The sequence below is a fragment of the Halomonas binhaiensis genome, assembly GCF_008329985.2.
In the GTDB taxonomy this organism is placed as follows: Bacteria; Pseudomonadota; Gammaproteobacteria; order Pseudomonadales; family Halomonadaceae; genus Halomonas; species Halomonas binhaiensis.
This window is the reverse complement of sequence record NZ_CP038437.2, coordinates 1236741-1253415: the sequence shown is the minus strand read 5'-3', so window position 1 is coordinate 1253415 and position 16675 is coordinate 1236741. Positions and strand designations below refer to the sequence as shown.

The window sequence follows — 16675 nt, the reverse complement described above, 5'->3', positions numbered from 1 at the left end:
TCAAGCCACCTCCGATTCAAGAAAATCCTGAGCGAAACGCTGCAGCACACCGCCGGCAGAATAGATGGAGACCTCCTCGAAGGTATCCAGACGGCAGAGCACGGGTATCCGTTCGGCGCTTCCATTTGCTCGATGAATCACCAGCGTAAGCCTTGCCCCAGGCGCCGGCTTGCCCTCGACGTCATACGTTTCCGTACCCTCCAGTTCGAGGGAGGTACGCGTTGTCCCCTCTTCAAACTGCAACGGCATCACCCCCATGCCGATCAGGTTGGTACGGTGAATGCGCTCGAAACCTTCGGCAACGATCGCCTCGACACCTGCCAGGGCCACGCCCTTGGCCGCCCAGTCACGCGACGAACCCTGGCCATAATCGGCTCCTGCAATGATGATGAGTGGCTGGCCGCGCTCCATGTAAGTTTCAATGGCTTCCCACATGCGCGTGACCTTGCCCTCCGGTTCAATACGGGCCAGCGACCCCTGCACGACCTCGCCCTCTTCGTCCCGCACCATTTCATTGAACAGCTTGGGATTGGCCAGGGTCGCACGCTGAGCGGTGAGATGATCCCCCCGGTGTGTGGCGTAGGAATTGAAGTCTTCTTCCGGTACTCCCATCCTGGACAGGTATTCACCTGCCGCACTTGACGCCAGAATCGCATTGGATGGCGACAGGTGATCAGTGGTGATGTTATCCGGCAGGATAGCCAGTGGACGCATTCCCTTGAGCGCACGTTCCTTGGCCATGTTGCCCTCCCAGTATGGTGGGCGGCGGATATAGGTACTCGTTGGACGCCAGTCATAGAGAGGGCTCTTGGCTTCTTCCACGGCATCCAGGTCGAACATCGGAATATAGACCTGCTTGAACTGCTCCGGCTTGACGTACTGGCCAACGATGGCATCGATCTCTTCATCCGATGGCCACAGGTCCTTGAGCGTGATGGCGTTGCCCTCGGCATCATGACCCAGTGTGTCTTTCTCGATATCAAAGCGCACCGTACCGGCAATGGCATAAGCCACCACCAGCGGAGGTGAAGCCAGGAAAGCCTGCTTGGCGTATGGGTGGATACGACCATCAAAGTTGCGGTTGCCGGACAACACCGCTGTGGTATAGAGGTCTCGGTCGATGATCTCCTGCTGGATCTGAGGATCCAGAGCACCGGACATGCCATTGCACGTCGTGCAGGCATAGGCAACGATGCCAAAGCCGAGCTTTTCCAGCTCTGGCAACAGCCCTGATTCTTCCAGATAGAGACGTGCGACCTTGGAGCCCGGGGCAAAAGATGACTTGACCCAAGGCTTGCGGATCAGCCCCAGCTCATTTGCTTTCTTCGCCAGCAGGCCGGCTGCCACCACATTGCGAGGATTGGAGGTATTAGTGCAACTGGTGATAGCCGCGATGATCACGGCACCATCAGGCATCTTGCCCTCATTCTCTTCTGCCAACGCCCTGTCCAGATCGACCGCAATGCCGCGCTCGCCAAGAGCGGCCGTCGGCAAGCGGCGATGAGGGTTGGAAGGGCCTGCCAGGTTGCGCTCGACCGTGGATAGATCGAAGGTCAACACCCGTTCGTACTCGACCTGCTCCAGACTGTCGGCCCACAGCCCCGAGAGCCTTGCGTAGTTCTCGACCAGTGCTACCTGCTCAGGTTCACGACCGGTCAGCTTGAGATAATCGATGGTCTGATCATCGATATAGAACATCGCAGCTGTGGCGCCGTATTCCGGGGTCATGTTGGAGATGGTGGCTCGGTCGCCGATAGTCAGGCTCGACGCCCCTTCACCAAAGAACTCCAGCCAGGCTCCCACCACTCGCTGCTGACGCAGGAACTCGGTCAGTGCCAGTACAATGTCAGTGGCTGTGATACCCGGCTGACGCTTGCCGGTCAGCTCGACACCGACAATGTCGGGCAGGCGCATCATCGATGCCCGCCCCAGCATGACACTTTCAGCCTCCAGGCCACCGACACCGACGGCAATGACACCAAGGGCATCCACATGGGGCGTATGGCTATCGGTACCGACACAGGTATCCGGGAACGCCACTCCCCTGCCGCTTTCATCAGAACGCACCTGTATCACTGGCGACATCTTCTCCAGGTTGATCTGATGCATGATGCCATTGCCGGCCGGAATCACATCAACATTCTTGAACGCCGTACGGGTCCAGTCGATGAAGTGGAAGCGGTCTTCGTTGCGCCGATCCTCGATGGCACGATTCTTGTCGAACGCCTCGGGATCAAAGCCAGCATGTTCCACCGCCAGGGAATGGTCGACGATCAATTGCGTCGGCACCACCGGATTGACCTTGGCCGGATCCCCCCCTTTCTCGGCAATGGCATCACGTAGACCAGCCAGGTCGACAAGAGCCGTCTGGCCAAGAATGTCATGGCATACGACACGGGCGGGATACCAGGGAAAATCCAGATCACGTTTACGTTCGATCAACTGCTTGAGTGCGTCAGCCAGCAGTTCTGGAGAGCAACGACGTACCAACTGCTCGGCCAGTACACGCGAGACATAGGGCAGACGCTCGTAGGCGCCAGGAGAAATGGCCTCCACCGCCTCACGAGTATCGAAATAGTCGAGTTCTGTGCCAGGCAGGGGTTTGCGATAGTCAGTATTCATGTTGGCATGTCACGGAGTCAGGCGCGGCAAGCCCCGAGAGGCTGCGGCATTGGCATTATGATCGGACAGGGAGTGTCCCGCTAATTGCGCTTCGCGACTGGCGTCAGCACTCATGCCAGCGCCAGTCGCGGATGCTGCGGAGCAGCCTAGCGGCGTTGCTCTATTGGCACCCACTCGCTGTGCTCGGGGCCTGTGTAGTCGGCACTGGGACGAATGATGCGATTATTCTCGCGCTGTTCGAACACGTGGGCACACCAGCCTGTCACCCGAGAGCAGACAAAGATAGGGGTAAACAGCTTGGTCGGAATATCCATGAAGTGGTAAGCACTGGCATGGAAGAAGTCAGCATTGCAGAACAGCTTCTTCTCACGCCACATCACGGCCTCGACACGCTCAGAAACAGGGTAGAGCGTGTTATCACCCACATCTTCGGCCAGCTTCTCCGACCATTGCTTGATGATGGCATTACGCGGATCGGATTCACGGTAGATGGCATGGCCAAAGCCCATGATCTTTTCCTTGCGCTCGAGCATGCCGAGAATTTCACGCTCCGCTTCTTCCGCCGACTTCCAGTCCTGAATCATGTCCATGGCGGCTTCGTTGGCACCACCATGCAATGGGCCACGCAAGGAGCCGATGGCCCCGGTGACGCATGAGTGCATGTCAGACAGCGTCGAAGCACAGACACGAGCCGTGAAAGTCGAGGCATTGAACTCGTGCTCGGCATACAGGATCAACGAGACATTCATCACTCGCGCGTGCAGCTGGGAAGCCGGTTCATCGCGCAGCATATGCAGGAAGTGGCCACCGATGGACTCATCATCCGTCTCGGTATCGATGCGCACGCCATCATGGCTGAAGCGGTACCAGTAACAGATGATCGACGGCAGTACTGCCAGCAAGCGGTCAGCGACATCCGACTGCTGGTCGAAGCTTTGTTCAGTTTCCAGGTTGCCGAGCATGGAAGCGCCTGTGCGCATGACATCCATGGGGTGAGCGTCAGCAGGAATCTGCTCAAGAACCGTCTTCAGTGCCGAAGGCAAGCCACGTAATCCCTTGAGCTTGCTGATATAGGCATCCAGCTCTGCCTGGTTCGGCAATTTACCCTTGAGCAGCAGAAAAGCGACTTCCTCGAAATGCGCTTTCTCGGCCAGTTCGGCGATATCATAGCCTCTATAGGTCAACCCGGAGCCAGTCTTGCCGACCGTACACAAGGCTGTGGATCCGGCACTCTGACCACGTAGACCTGCACCTCCCAGGGGTTTATCAACCATGGCGTAGCTCCTTGTTTATTCTGATAACTTTATAAAATGGCTATATTGAAATAGCTCTGGTGACAATAGATCTCTGTGACAATAGTTCTTGTGGTAACAGCTCTAATGGCAATAGTTTCGTGGCAAACTTGCTGTGGCAGGCAGCTGGACTGCGCTTGAATCTTTGTCAGTTGGTGTTTGCTTCACTTTCTTCGGCAAACAATGCATCGAGTTTCTGCTCAAAAGCGTGATAGCCGAGCACGTCGTATAGTTCTTCCCGGGTCTGCATCGACTCGACTACATCACGTTGATGCCCTTTCTGCTGGATGCTTTGATAGACATTGAGGGCTGCAGCACTCATCGCACGGAAAGCCGACAATGGATAAAGCACCATGCGGCACCCTACCTCAGCCAGTTCCTGCTGAGAGAACAGCGGAGTGGCACCGAACTCTGTGATGTTGGCGAGAATCGGGGCATTGGTCTGCTCACAGAAGGCCCTGTAGTCATCCAATGAATGCACGGCTTCTGCGAAGATGGCATCAGCGCCAGCTTCAATGCAGGCATTGGCACGCTCAATGGCCGCATCCAGGCCTTCCTTCTGGAAAGCATCCGTGCGTGCAATCAGATAGAAAGCAGGGTCGATACGCGCATCTGCAGCCGCCTTTACCCGGTCCACCATCTCCTGCTGGGATACGATGGCCTTGTTTGGACGATGGCCGCAGCGTTTCTGGGCCACCTGGTCCTCCAGGTGAACCGCTGCCACGCCAGCCCGCTGCATCTCCTTCACGGTACGAGCGATATTGAAAGCACCGCCCCAGCCAGTATCGATATCCACCAGCAACGGCAGGTCACTGGCACCACAGATACGATGAGCATCCTCGACCACATCATTCATGGTCGTCATGCCCAGGTCCGGCAAGCCAAAGGAAGCATTGGCCACACCACCTCCGGAGAGATAGATCGCCTGATGGCCCGCACGCTCAGCAAGCATGGCGGTGTAGGCATTGATGGTACCAACGATAGACAGTGGCCGATTGGCATCCAATGCGGCGCGGAAACGGGCGCCGGGGGTAGCGATTGTCATCTTGTCTCTCCGCAGAGAAAGTGAGGTTGGATTGATTCCTGGCTGAGAAATGAGTCCGGCTGGAACCTATCACTCAGTTCGATGCATTCTCATTCAACGGATCTTCATTCAACTGGCCCTCATTCAATTCGGGCCTGTCCTGCTCAGTTCCACTCAGCTCCGAGACGCTGCGTGCAACAACGCTAGGTTCATCACGACCTTCCAAGGAAGCGGCATAACGTGCCATCACGTTTTCCCTTGAAGCACTGACGTGGCGTCGCATCAGCAGCTCTGCCAACTCCGCGTCGCCAGCCTCTATGGCATCGACGATACGATGGTGCTCGACAAAAGCCCTTTGAGGGCGGCTGCCACTGGCACTGAACTGAGTCCGGTACATACGCACCAGGTAATAGAGGTCATCGCACAGCAACGCCATCAGCATGCGATTGTGGCTTCCCTGAACAATGCGGTAGTGAAAGTCGAGATCACCTTCGCGCTGATAGTAAGCTTCGCCGCGAGCCAGGTCAGCCTGCTGTTCGTGCACTGCCAGCACTTCACGCAGGCCTGCAATTTCAGCAGCCGTCATATTTTCTGCCGCAATACGCGCCGCCATGCTCTCCAGTGCTTCACGCACATCGAACAGCTCCATCAGTTCCTTCATCGACAGCTTGACCACCCTCGCCCCTACATGGGGAACCCTCTCGATCAAGCGATGCGCCTCCAACCGACGCATTGCCTCACGCAGGGGGCCACGAGAAATACCATAGGTCTTGGACAGACCCGGTTCAGTGATCTTGCTACCCGGAGGCAGCTCCCCACGTACGATGGCATCCTGCAACTGATGAAAGACCCGCTCAGCCAGAGTGCGGACTTCGGGTATCACGGATGTGTCGGAGTCATAGAAGGTCATGATTGATTGTCGACAATATAGGCTTGAAGGAAATGTAAAGCAGTCATTTATCTAGGTCAATGGTGGGAAAAGTATCACGCATACACCTTTTGTTGTAGACAATGTGCCAACCGGGTTTTCTCGACGTCTCTCCTGCGTTGACCGCATTTCAGCGACAAAGCGCTGCAAGGTTCGTAGAATGGCGTGTTGTTTCACCCAAGGCCGGCATGACTCCAGTGTTAGATATCTATCCCGTCACCTATCACGACAATCCCCTCGAGTATTTCCAGGCGCTACGTCAGCGCCCTGATGCCGTATTGCTGGATAGCGGTCGTCCCGAGGCGCCTGGCGGACGCTTTGACATCATGTCCAGCGACCCCCTCGACATCCTTGAGGTGGCGGCCGATGGGATCGCAACTACACGCAATGGGCAGGTGACAAGCCAGCACCCTTTCGAGGCTCAACAGCAGCTACTCGAACAGCTTCCTGCCCTCTCCGCCGACAGCCCCTGCCGTGACTGCGAGCTTCCCTTTGTTGGTGGCTTGATCGGTTACTGGGGGTATGAACTGGGACGCCATCTGGAACCAGTGGGCAACAAGGCCAGAGCGGTTACCTCCTTGCCACTGGCTCGGATCGGCCTTTATGACTGGGCGCTGATACAGGACCATGACCAGTGCAAGAGCTGGCTGGTCGCAAGCGCAGAGAGACGCCGTCAGGTAGAACAGTGGCTAGGCACGAAACGTCCAACAGGCAAGTTTGCGTTGACTTCCGAATTCAGTGCCAATCTGACTCAGGCGGAATACCAGCAGCGCTTTGAAGCCGTGAAACGCTATATCCATGCCGGTGACTGCTACCAGATCAATCTTGCCCAACGCTTCAGCGCCCATTACGAAGGAGATCTCTGGCAAGCCTATCAATATCTTCGTCAAGCCACGCCAACTCCTTTCGCAGGCTTCATGGCCTGGGAAAGACAGTCGGACAGATGCCAACAGGCCATTCTTTCACTGTCTCCCGAACGCTTTATCGAGGCCTGTGACGGGCAGGTGGAAGCACGCCCCATAAAAGGCACTCGCCCTCGTGGCAGCACTCCTGATGAAGACCGTGCCATGGCAGAAACACTCACTACAAGCATCAAGGACCGTGCCGAGAACGTGATGATTGTGGACTTGCTGCGCAATGATCTGGGTCGAGTCTGTCGCCCAGGTAGTGTCTCTGTACCACAGCTATGCGGGCTCGAAAGCTATGCCAATGTGCACCACTTGGTGAGCGTGATTCGCGGCCAACTCATTGCTGGCCTCTCCCCACTCCAGCTCCTGGAAGCCGCTTTTCCCGGAGGCTCCATCACTGGAGCCCCCAAGGTTCGCGCCATGCAGATCATCGACGAACTTGAGCCTGATCAACGCAGTGCCTATTGCGGCAGCCTCGGCTATATCGATGTACGTGGCCACATGGATACCTCCATCGCCATTCGCACACTGGTGGCCGATGCTGGCCAATTGCACCTCTGGGGTGGCGGAGGCCTCGTGGCCGACTCCGATGCCAACGAAGAATATGCCGAGACACTGACCAAGATTCGCCATCTCATGGATGCCTTGATCAGCGGGCCTGAGCAGCATTGCAAGCAATAAGAACGCCGGCTATTAAAACCTGCAGGAATAACCAACCCATAAATCGATATTGGGGAAGCCTGTCGCAGCTCTGGTAGGGTAGCGGCATATCGAATGGCATCATTCTGGAGTTTCCAAATGGAACAGCAACTCGACATTATCAATCGGGACCTGGGCCAAGATCCCGCCGCCCTGATTCGCTGGTCGCTCGAGCAAGGCAGCCGCCCCATTGTCACCACCAACTTCCGCCCGTTCGAAGCGGTCATCCTGCATATGGTGGCATCGCAGCGACCGGATATTCCTGTGGTGTGGATGGATCATGGCTACAACACAGAGGCGACCTATCGCTTTGCAGATGCTCTGGTCAAACGTCTCAACCTGAACCTGATCAGTTACCTGCCGCTGCGTACCCGGGCTCACCGCGAAGCCGTCGAGGGACCTACTCCGGGTATTGATGACCCACGTCACGCAGCCTTTACCGAAGAGGTCAAGCTGGAGCCCTTCAACCGGGCACTGCGTGAGCTGGCCCCGGATGTCTGGTTCACCGCACTTCGTGCCGAGGACACTCCAGAGCGCTCTCGCATGCAGCCAGTCTCGCGCAATGGCGATGGCTTGCTCAAGGTTGCTCCGCTGCTCCACTGGACAGCCCGTGACCTCTACCAGTATCTGCAGACGCATGACCTGCCCAATGAGTTCGACTACTTCGATCCCACCAAGGTCGAAGCCAAGCGCGAGTGCGGACTCCATCTGCAGCATTGAGTAGCGCAAAAGCAGCAATGAGGCGACTGGCAAAGATCACGAACCAGTAGTCAAAGCCACAACGACACAGCCCGTCCATCTGGACGGGCTGTGTCGTTGTGGCAAGAGCCTTCAGCGAACAAAGAGCCTTCAGCGAACAAAGAGCCTTCAGCGAACCAAAAGCCTTCAGCGTATGGGCAACTCCACACCATCAAACAGCGTATGTTCATGGCGCGGGCCTGCGGCGAGCGCCGCATCCACGACGTCGCGATCCAGGTGGCTGGCAAAGCCTTCCAGGAAATCATACATGTAGCCGCGCATGAAGGTTCCGCGACGAATGCCGATCTTGGTCGTGGAACTCTCGAATAGATGGCTGGCATCCAAAGCGACCAGGTCCGTATCCACGTTTTCATCCACGGCCATATGGGCGACGATCCCGACCCCCATGCCAAGACGTACATACGTCTTGATGACATCTGCATCAGCCGCTGTCAGCACAACATTCGGGGTCAATGCCTGTGCGCGGAAGGCATCATCCAGTTGAGAACGGCCGGTGAAGCCGAATACATAAGTGACGATGGGATACTTGGCCAGCTCTTCCAGCGTCAATCGGGAAGACTGTGCCAAAGGATGGTCTCGTGGCACCAGCACACAACGGTTCCAGCGATAGCAAGGCAACAGGATCAGGTCGTTGAACAACTCCAGAGATTCCGTGGCAATGGCGAAGTCCGCTTGACCATCACTGACCATCTGGGCGATCTGCTTGGGCGTGCCCTGCTGCATGTGCAGCGCTACATCTGGATAACGCTGAGTAAAGGTATGAATCACCTGCGGCAGGCAATAGCGCGCCTGGGTATGCGTCGTCGCAATGGATAGGCTGCCGCGGCGCTCATCGCTGTGCTCCTGAGCAACATCCTTGATGTTGGAAGTCAGGCGCAGAACCTGGCCAGCCAGTTCAATGATAGCCTCTCCCGCGGGTGTCACTCGAGTCAGGTGTTTACCACTGCGCGCAAAAATCTCGACGCCCAGTTCATCCTCCAGCAGCCGGATCTGTTTGGAAATACCAGGCTGAGAAGTGAACAGGCTCTGAGCAGTGGCTGACACATTGAGATTGTGACGCGAGACTTCCCAGATATAGCGCAGCTGCTGTAATTTCATGACCTACTCGCATACCAAGAGTGATACCCATGCCGCATTGTCAGAGGTAGCCTGCCAGCGCGACGCAATGCCAGTTCGCAATAAAAACTTTTGCAGTGATTACCTTATAGCATATAAGACTAACCCGAGACGAGCGTGAAATTTGGCAAAAAACTATCGACCCAATATTTGCCAGCTACCAGGACGCCAGATAACATCGTCCCACCGGACATGGCTGACGTGTCCCCCATTCCGCTCAATAGAAGCGTAACGTAAACGGAGATTCACATGGCCAACAACGTCGATGTCACCACTGCCAACTTCAAGCAGGAAGTACTGGAATCGGATTCTCCAGTTCTGCTGAAGTTCTGGGCCCCCTGGTGCGGCCCTTGCAAGGTGATGGCTCCGGTGGTCGACGAAGTCGCCGAGGAGCGCGATGGCTCTCTGAAGGTTGTCAGCATCAATGTTGACGATGCTCCGGAGATTGCCGCCGAGCAAGGCGTACGTGGTGTCCCCACCGTCATGCTGTTCAAGTCTGGCACCAAAGTCGCATCCCTGGTCGGTGCCCAGTCCAAATCCCAGTTGAACCAGTTCATTGACCAGAATTCCTGAGACCAACGTGCCTCTTGGGTCAATGCTCAGCTGAGCTGAACAAGCCCGCACCGGCTTTCCGGTGCGGGCTTTTTTTGGGAACCTTCCGGGAACAAGAGATATCTCAAGAAGTTGGAGCGCTGCCATGAGCGGCCTTCTTCTCATCCAATGCATTCCAGACATGGAGGTTCCTGTCTCATGCCACAGTTTCATTCACGCTGGCTACCCTCCCGGCGCTCACTTGTACCAGTGGCCCTGGCCACTGCGCTGAGCCCCATTCTGTTCAGTACACCAGTACTGGCCAACAACCAGGATGCAGCTCGCTACCTGGACGTCCAGGCACAGGCTCAACTGGAAGTCGCACCCGATGAGGCCACGCTGAATGCCCGTCTATGGGAGCTAACTCCCGCCATCGCTCAAGAAGACGATAGCGGTGATTCAGGACAAGCTCTGTCAGATGCCCGTCAACGCCTTGAAAAGCGCGCCGCTGCGCTTGTCACTGCACTGGAAAAGGCTGGCTTGAAGCGCGACGCCATCCGGGCAGGTTCACTGCAGGTTAATCAGGAAGTCATCCAGCGCCCCCAACGGGGAGGTGACACTCCAGCAGAACCCATGGTGCGCACGCGTCTGGAACGGCCCGTCACGCTATCCATCAGCGACCTGTCCAGCTTGCCGGTTATCCTCGATGCCCTCACTGAGGCAGGCGTCAACTCTCTGGATGGTGTCGGCTATAGTCTGGCCGATAGCGATGCTGCCAAGGATGAAGCGTTAGGCAAGGCACTCGCGCGAGCAAGACAGAAAGCCGAGCTGATGGCTCAGAGCCTGAATGTCGAGCTAGGCGATGTAATCAGCGTCAGCGAGGCCCCCATGCCAGGATTCCAGCCGAAAATGATGGCCATGCGTGCCGAAGCAGGAGGAGCAAGCTCACCTGCTGAGTATCGCCCAGGTACCATCACGATCGATGCCGGGGTCAATGTGCGCTGGGAAATCGATCAGAAATGAAACACTGATCAAATCTCATGCAAACAAAACCCCCGAGGTGTCGCCACCCGGGGGTTTTACGTTCAGACATGCAGGACGGCGGATCAGTTGATCCTATCAACACCGCCCATATAGGGACGTAGCACTGTCGGCACGTTGATCGAACCATCCTCGTTCTGGTGGTTTTCCATCACTGCGATCAGGCAACGGCCCACAGCCAGTCCCGAGCCATTCAAGGTATGCAGCAGTTGTGGTTTCTTCTCGCCTGCAGCACGGAAACGCGTCTGCATGCGGCGGGCCTGGAAGTCCTCGCAGTTGGAAACGGAAGATATCTCGCGATAAGTGTTCTGGCTTGGCAGCCATACTTCCAGATCATAAGTCTTGGTTGCGGAGAAGCCCATGTCGCCTGTGCACAGCGTCACCACACGATAAGGCAGTTCCAGAGCCTGAAGAATAGCCTCGGCATGACCACGCATTTCTTCGAGAGCTTCATAGCTGACAGCCGGGTCGACCAGTTGCACCATTTCAACCTTGTCGAACTGGTGCTGACGAATCATGCCGCGCGTATCCCGGCCATGGGATCCTGCCTCGCTACGGAAGCATGGCGTATGGGCAGTGAGCTTGAGAGGCAGTTGCTTGGCCTCGACAATGTCACCACGCATTAAATTGGTCAGCGGTACTTCGGCGGTAGGAATCAGGTGGAAGCCACGCTCGTCATCGAGCCGGAACAGATCCTCGCCAAACTTGGGTAACTGCCCGGTGCCGAACAAGGAGTCACGATTGACCATATAGGGCACATAGCATTCTTCATACCCATGCTCCAGGGTCTGCTTGTCGAGCATGAACTGCGTCAAGGCTCGATGCAGGCGAGCCACTGGTCCACGCATTACCGCGAAGCGAGCACCGGTAAGCTTGGCAGCCAGCTCGAAATCCAGATCGCCATTCTTGGCACCCAGGTCAACATGGTCCTTGACCTCGAAGTCGAACTGATTCGGCTCACCCCAACGCGCTACCTCGACGTTATCGTCCTCATCCTTGCCCTGAGGAACGCTGTGATGAGGCAGGTTGGGAATGCCAGCCACGATGTCGTCCCATTCGGACTGAACTTCGTCTAGTGCCGTCTTGGCAGCTCCCAGGCGATCCCCCAGATCGCTGACTTCATCAAGCAGCGGCTGGATGTCTTCTCCCTTGGCCTTGGCCTGACCAATGGACTTGGAACGGGTATTACGCTCATTTTGCAGGCGCTCGGTGTCGGCCTGCAGCTCGCGACGGCGGGATTCCAGCGAGGAAAGCCGCTCGATATCCAGCGTGTAACCACGGGTGGCCAATCGTTGAGCGACGGCTTCAAGGTCGCTGCGCAGCAGTTTTGGGTCGAGCATGGGATCGGGGTCCGTCGAGTCTGAGGTCCAATTAAAGACGCTCATTGTAGGCAAAAGCTTTCCACCATGCTATGCGCCACAGTCATCAGCCAACGTCATCGGTATAAATCCTTGTCGCCTGATGGGATGCATCAGAGCCCTCTGACGCGTTAAAGTGGTAGCTCCTGCCCATAACAATGCCTGCACATGACCAACCGTAGGCGACTATCGACCGAGACCATGATCGCACGACTGCCCGCTGACGATGCTGTGACTGTACAGAACCCTATCTACCTGCGTTTTCTTGAGGCCTTGAACAAGGCTGGGTTCGAAGGAGAAATTGCCCCGGACTATGCCAGTCGTACCGTACTGGCCACCGACAACTCTCTTTACCAACGTTTGCCCCAGGCCGCGGTCTTCCCACGCCATGCCGAGGATCTGGTCTGCCTGGCCACCCTGGCAGGCAGCGAAGAATTCCGCCAGGTTATCCTTGCCGCACGTGGTGGCGGCACGGGCACCAATGGTCAGTCGCTCACCGATGGCATCGTGGTCGATGTGTCCCGTCATATGAACCAGATTCTCGACATCGATGTCGAGAAGCGTCGAGTCCGGGTTCAGGCCGGTGTCGTCAAGGATCAGCTCAACGCTGCCCTCAAGCCCCATGGGTTGTTTTTCGCCCCGGAGCTGTCCACTTCCAATCGTGCGACCATTGGAGGCATGATCGCGACCGATGCCAGTGGCCAAGGCAGCTGTGAATACGGCAAGACACGCAACCACGTCCTGGAATTGGACAGCGTACTGATCGGTGGGGAGCGCCTCATCACCCAGGCGCTGGACGAGGACAAGCTGAGCCAATGCTGCAACGAAGACAGTACCGCCGGACGCGCCTACCGAGTCGCCCGCGAGATCATCGATACCCAGCGCGACGCCATTGCCGCCACCTTTCCGCCCTTGAACCGTTGCCTGACCGGTTACGACCTGGCCCACCTTCGTGATGAAGATGGCCGCTTCAACCTCAACAGCGTGCTGTGTGGTGCCGAAGGTTCACTTGCCCTGACCAATGAGGCTGTGCTCAATGTGCTGCCGATCCCCAAGCACTCGACCCTGGTCAATGTCCGCTATGCCAGTTTCATGGACGCCTTGCGTGACGCCAAGGCACTAATGACCGGCGAGACGCAGCCAACATCCATCGAAACGGTGGATGACATGGTGCTCAACCTCGCCATGGAAGATTTTGTCTGGGATAGCGTCGCCGAGTTCTTCCCTGCAAGTGCGGCCGACAGCCCCGCCATCGGCGGTATCAACCTGGTCGAGTTCAATGACGACGACCCTCAGCGCCTGAAGGAGCGTGTCGAGCTTTTCTGCACTCACCTGGAGCAGGACACCAGCGTTGATCGACTCGGCTTCACCCTGGCCGAGGGGCGTGCCGCTATCGGCCGTGTGTATGCCATGCGCAAGCGCTCTGTTGGCCTGCTTGGCAATATCCAGGGTGAGAAACGGCCACTACCCTTTGTCGAAGACACTGCCGTACCCCCAGAGCACCTGGCCGATTACATCGCAGAGTTCCGCGCGCTGCTCGACGACCGCGGCCTGTATTACGGCATGTTCGGGCACGTGGATGCCGGTGTCCTCCACGTGCGTCCGGCACTGGATATGAAGGACCCCGCACAACAGGCCATGATTCGTGAAATATCCGATGCCGTGGCAGAGCTTACCCACAAGTATCACGGCCTGCTGTGGGGAGAGCACGGCAAGGGGGTACGCTCCGAATATGCACCCAAGTTCTTTGGCGAGCTGTATCCCAGCCTGCGTCGACTCAAGGGTGCCTTTGACCCCCACAATCAGCTCAATCCCGGCAAGATCGCCACACCGCTTGTTACCCCGCCCGATGCCGCGGGCTCTTCACTTTCCCCGCCCGATGCCGCGAGTGCTTCACTTTCCCCGCCCGATGCCGCGGGTAGCGTTGCACCCAAAAATATTGTCACCGACCGCAACACCTCTGCGGTCATGAGCGTCGACCCGGGGTTGCTGGCCATCGATGGCGTGCCCATGCGCGGTGACTTTGATCGACAGATCGACGAGCGCGTATGGCAGGCTCATGCCGATGCGGTGTACTGCAATGGCAATGGGGCCTGCTACAACTATGATCCCAATGACGCCATGTGCCCGTCGTGGAAAGCCACCCGAGACCGTATTCATTCTCCCAAGGGCCGTGCCAGCCTGATGCGCGAATGGCTACGCCTGCAGGGCCAGGCCGGCATTGATGTGATCGAAGAGTCGCGCAAGAAGAAGCAGGAGGGTGTCCTCGGCTTCCTGCGCCATCTGCCTGCCAGGACACTGAACAGCGTACGCCACAAGGATGACTTTTCTCACCAGGTCTATGACGCCATGGCCGGCTGCCTGGCATGCAAGTCCTGTGCAGGTCAATGTCCGGTAAAGGTCAATGTACCGACCTTCCGTTCCCAGTTCCTCGAAATCTATCACGGACGTTACCTGCGCCCATTGCGCGACTATCTTATCGGGGGGCTGGAATTCATGCTGCCCTACCTGGCTCCCATGGCGCCGCTGTACAACGCTGCCCTGGGCAATCGTCTGGTAGATCGCCTGATGACCAAGGGCCTGGGCATGGTAGACAGCCCTCGGCTTTCTCGCTCGCGACTCAAGACGCTGCTCAACGCCTGGGGCGTAACCGAAGCCACCCCCGTCACCCTTGGCCGGCTTACCGAACGCCAGAAAGCCGCCAGCGTGATCCTGGTGCAGGATGCCTTTACCAGCCACTTCGAGGCGCAACTGGTGGCTGACGTGGTGGAACTGCTATCACGCCTCGATATTCGCGTGTTCGTCACACCCTTCCGCCCCAATGGCAAGCCTCTGCACGTACAAGGCTTCCTTGGTGCCTTCGAGCGCACCGCCAAACGCCAGGCCAGACAGCTCAAGGCGCTTGCCGAGAGCGGTGTCCCCCTGGTCGGTATCGACCCAGCCATGACCCTGATCTATCGCCAGGAGTACGTGAAGGCCCTGGGCAGCGATGCCGTACCTCAGGTGTTGATGCTGCAGGAATGGCTGCTTTCCCTGGGCCCGCGCCTGACGCCATCGACCCTCGACCTGAGTGGCGAAGCGCCCTTCTCGCTGCTGAGCCACTGTACTGAAAAGACCCAGAGCCCCGGCAGCCCCAGAGCCTGGCAGCAACTGTTCGAGCAATTCGGTCTGAGCCTCGATACCTTAGCCAGTGGCTGCTGCGGCATGTCCGGTACCTACGGCCACGAGGCTCGTAACCTGGAGACATCCAAGACGATTTATGCTCAGTCGTGGCAGCCGATGGTCGAAGCCCATGGTGCCATGGGGAGACTACTGGCCACGGGTTATTCCTGCCGCAGCCAAGCCAAGCGCCTATCTGACACCCGATTGCCTCACCCGTTGCAGGCGCTGCTTGGCGCCATTCGCCGAGCGAGCTGACCAAAGCCAGTTATTGCTCGTCATGAATGAACAAGCCGGTCACTATCGTGACCGGCTTGTTCATGTTGCCTGCAAACATTGCCTGCAATTCCGGAGCGGCTTGCCGCGTATTCAGAAGAACAATCTACGCAGGCCTTCGCCCGGATCGTCCTCGCGCATGAAGGCCTCACCGACGAGGAAAGCATCGACACCATTCTCACGCATACGCAGAACATCTTCCTGGGTGTGGATACCTGACTCGGTCACGACGGTGACACCGGCCGGAATCCTCGGCAGCAACTCAAGCGTCGTTTCAAGGCGCGTATTGAAGGTATGCAGGTCACGATTGTTGATACCGACCAGACTCAGGTCCAGCGCCATGGCACGTTCCAGCTCATGGATGTCGTGAACCTCGACCAGCACATCCAGACCAAGATCACAGCCCTGCTGGTACAGATCCTTCATGCGAGTATCGTCCAGGGCAGCGGCAATCAGCAGGATACAATCGGCACCAATGGCCCTGGCTTCACTGACCTGATAGCCATGGACGATGAAGTCCTTTCGAATCACTGGCAACTCACAGGCACCACGAGCTTCAATCAGGTAGTCCTCGTGTCCCTGGAAGAAGTCGGCATCGGTCAGGACAGAAAGACATGTGGCTCCCCCCTCCTGGTACTGGGCTGCAATCTCACCAGGACGAAAATCCTCACGAATGAGCCCTTTGGATGGAGATGCCTTCTTGATCTCGGCGATCACGGCGGGGTCGCTATCAGCAATGCGACTTTCCAGGGCTGCCACAAAGCCTCGCGGCGCATCCTGTTGCGCAGCGCGCGCGAGCAGTTCCTGCTCCGACACCTGAGCACTCCGTGCAGCAACTTCTTCGTCCTTGCGCTCAAGAATCTGAGTCAGGATGGTGGGGGTATCAGTGGCCATGATGCTTACGTCCCTTTCTTTATTTGGCGGCTTTATTGGCAGGCTGTTCGTCTGGTGCTACTTGCTGA

Annotated in this window: 12 protein-coding genes; 5 read left to right on the top strand and 7 right to left on the bottom strand. The window is 57.3% G+C overall.

Features of this window, described 5'->3' with window-relative positions; all coding sequences use genetic code 11:
* The 4 genes from acnD to E4T21_RS05410 all read right to left on the bottom strand — a co-directional run bounded on the left by acnD (nucleotide 1) and on the right by E4T21_RS05410 (nucleotide 5848).
* Complete coding sequence (gene acnD, locus E4T21_RS05425) at nucleotides 1–2622, bottom strand: Fe/S-dependent 2-methylisocitrate dehydratase AcnD (protein ID WP_149284060.1); 2622 nt, start codon at nucleotides 2620–2622, stop codon at nucleotides 1–3.
* A 146-nt stretch (nucleotides 2623–2768) separates the two neighbouring features.
* A complete protein-coding gene (prpC, locus tag E4T21_RS05420) occupies nucleotides 2769–3896 on the bottom strand; it encodes a bifunctional 2-methylcitrate synthase/citrate synthase (RefSeq protein ID WP_149284059.1) in 1128 nt (375 codons plus the stop codon).
* Between the two features lie 166 nt (nucleotides 3897–4062).
* Entirely contained in the window at nucleotides 4063–4959 is an 897-nt protein-coding gene (gene prpB, locus E4T21_RS05415) for a methylisocitrate lyase (protein WP_149284058.1), read from the bottom strand.
* Between the two features lie 73 nt (nucleotides 4960–5032).
* Nucleotides 5033–5848, bottom strand: a complete 816-nt coding sequence (locus E4T21_RS05410; RefSeq protein WP_240349301.1) for a GntR family transcriptional regulator — start codon at nucleotides 5846–5848, stop codon at nucleotides 5033–5035.
* Nucleotides 5849–6054: 206 nt separating this feature from the next.
* On the opposite strand from E4T21_RS05410, the gene pabB reads away from it, so the two are divergent.
* Nucleotides 6055–7455, top strand: a complete 1401-nt coding sequence (pabB, locus tag E4T21_RS05405; protein ID WP_149284057.1) for an aminodeoxychorismate synthase component I — start codon at nucleotides 6055–6057, stop codon at nucleotides 7453–7455.
* A gap of 117 nt (nucleotides 7456–7572) precedes the next feature.
* The gene (locus tag E4T21_RS05400; RefSeq protein WP_149284056.1) at nucleotides 7573–8193 is read left to right on the top strand and encodes a phosphoadenosine phosphosulfate reductase domain-containing protein; all 621 of its coding nucleotides are present in this window, start codon (nucleotides 7573–7575) and stop codon (nucleotides 8191–8193) included.
* Nucleotides 8194–8358: 165 nt separating this feature from the next.
* On the opposite strand, the gene cysB is transcribed toward E4T21_RS05400, so the two are convergent.
* Nucleotides 8359–9330: an HTH-type transcriptional regulator CysB gene (gene cysB / locus E4T21_RS05395; RefSeq protein ID WP_149284055.1), complete on the bottom strand. Its 972-nt coding sequence runs from the start codon at nucleotides 9328–9330 to the stop codon at nucleotides 8359–8361.
* A 267-nt stretch (nucleotides 9331–9597) separates the two neighbouring features.
* On the opposite strand from cysB, the gene trxA reads away from it, so the two are divergent.
* Entirely contained in the window at nucleotides 9598–9921 is a 324-nt protein-coding gene (gene trxA / locus E4T21_RS05390; protein WP_149284054.1) for a thioredoxin, read from the top strand.
* A 177-nt stretch (nucleotides 9922–10098) separates the two neighbouring features.
* On the top strand, nucleotides 10099–10902 hold the full coding sequence (locus E4T21_RS05385) for an SIMPL domain-containing protein (RefSeq protein ID WP_149284053.1): 804 nt from the start codon (nucleotides 10099–10101) through the stop codon (nucleotides 10900–10902).
* Nucleotides 10903–10985: 83 nt separating this feature from the next.
* Here E4T21_RS05385 and serS read toward each other — a convergent pair whose 3' ends face one another.
* Nucleotides 10986–12260 carry a serine--tRNA ligase gene (serS, locus tag E4T21_RS05380; protein WP_149284052.1) on the bottom strand — a complete coding sequence of 425 codons (1275 nt, stop codon included), beginning with the start codon at nucleotides 12258–12260 and terminating at the stop codon, nucleotides 10986–10988.
* Between the two features lie 219 nt (nucleotides 12261–12479).
* On the opposite strand from serS, the gene E4T21_RS05375 reads away from it, so the two are divergent.
* Nucleotides 12480–15695: an FAD-binding and (Fe-S)-binding domain-containing protein gene (locus tag E4T21_RS05375; protein ID WP_149284051.1), complete on the top strand. Its 3216-nt coding sequence runs from the start codon at nucleotides 12480–12482 to the stop codon at nucleotides 15693–15695.
* Between the two features lie 111 nt (nucleotides 15696–15806).
* Here the strand turns inward: E4T21_RS05375 and trpC are convergent, their stop codons facing one another.
* A complete protein-coding gene (gene trpC / locus E4T21_RS05370; RefSeq protein WP_149284050.1) occupies nucleotides 15807–16607 on the bottom strand; it encodes an indole-3-glycerol phosphate synthase TrpC in 801 nt (266 codons plus the stop codon).
* Nucleotides 16608–16675 lie beyond the last annotated feature (68 nt).

Coding starts and splice junctions, on each gene's coding strand:
- cysB (WP_149284055.1), bottom strand. CDS start 9,330: ATGAAATTACAGCAGCTGCGCTATATCTGGGAAGTCTCGCGTCACAAT.
- pabB (WP_149284057.1), top strand. CDS start 6,055: ATGACTCCAGTGTTAGATATCTATCCCGTCACCTATCACGACAATCCC.
- E4T21_RS05410 (WP_240349301.1), bottom strand. CDS start 5,848: ATGACCTTCTATGACTCCGACACATCCGTGATACCCGAAGTCCGCACT.
- trxA (WP_149284054.1), top strand. CDS start 9,598: ATGGCCAACAACGTCGATGTCACCACTGCCAACTTCAAGCAGGAAGTA.
- prpB (WP_149284058.1), bottom strand. CDS start 4,959: ATGACAATCGCTACCCCCGGCGCCCGTTTCCGCGCCGCATTGGATGCC.
- serS (WP_149284052.1), bottom strand. CDS start 12,260: ATGCTCGACCCAAAACTGCTGCGCAGCGACCTTGAAGCCGTCGCTCAA.
- trpC (WP_149284050.1), bottom strand. CDS start 16,607: ATGGCCACTGATACCCCCACCATCCTGACTCAGATTCTTGAGCGCAAG.
- acnD (WP_149284060.1), bottom strand. CDS start 2,622: ATGAATACTGACTATCGCAAACCCCTGCCTGGCACAGAACTCGACTAT.
- E4T21_RS05375 (WP_149284051.1), top strand. CDS start 12,480: ATGATCGCACGACTGCCCGCTGACGATGCTGTGACTGTACAGAACCCT.
- E4T21_RS05385 (WP_149284053.1), top strand. CDS start 10,099: ATGCCACAGTTTCATTCACGCTGGCTACCCTCCCGGCGCTCACTTGTA.
- prpC (WP_149284059.1), bottom strand. CDS start 3,896: ATGGTTGATAAACCCCTGGGAGGTGCAGGTCTACGTGGTCAGAGTGCC.
- E4T21_RS05400 (WP_149284056.1), top strand. CDS start 7,573: ATGGAACAGCAACTCGACATTATCAATCGGGACCTGGGCCAAGATCCC.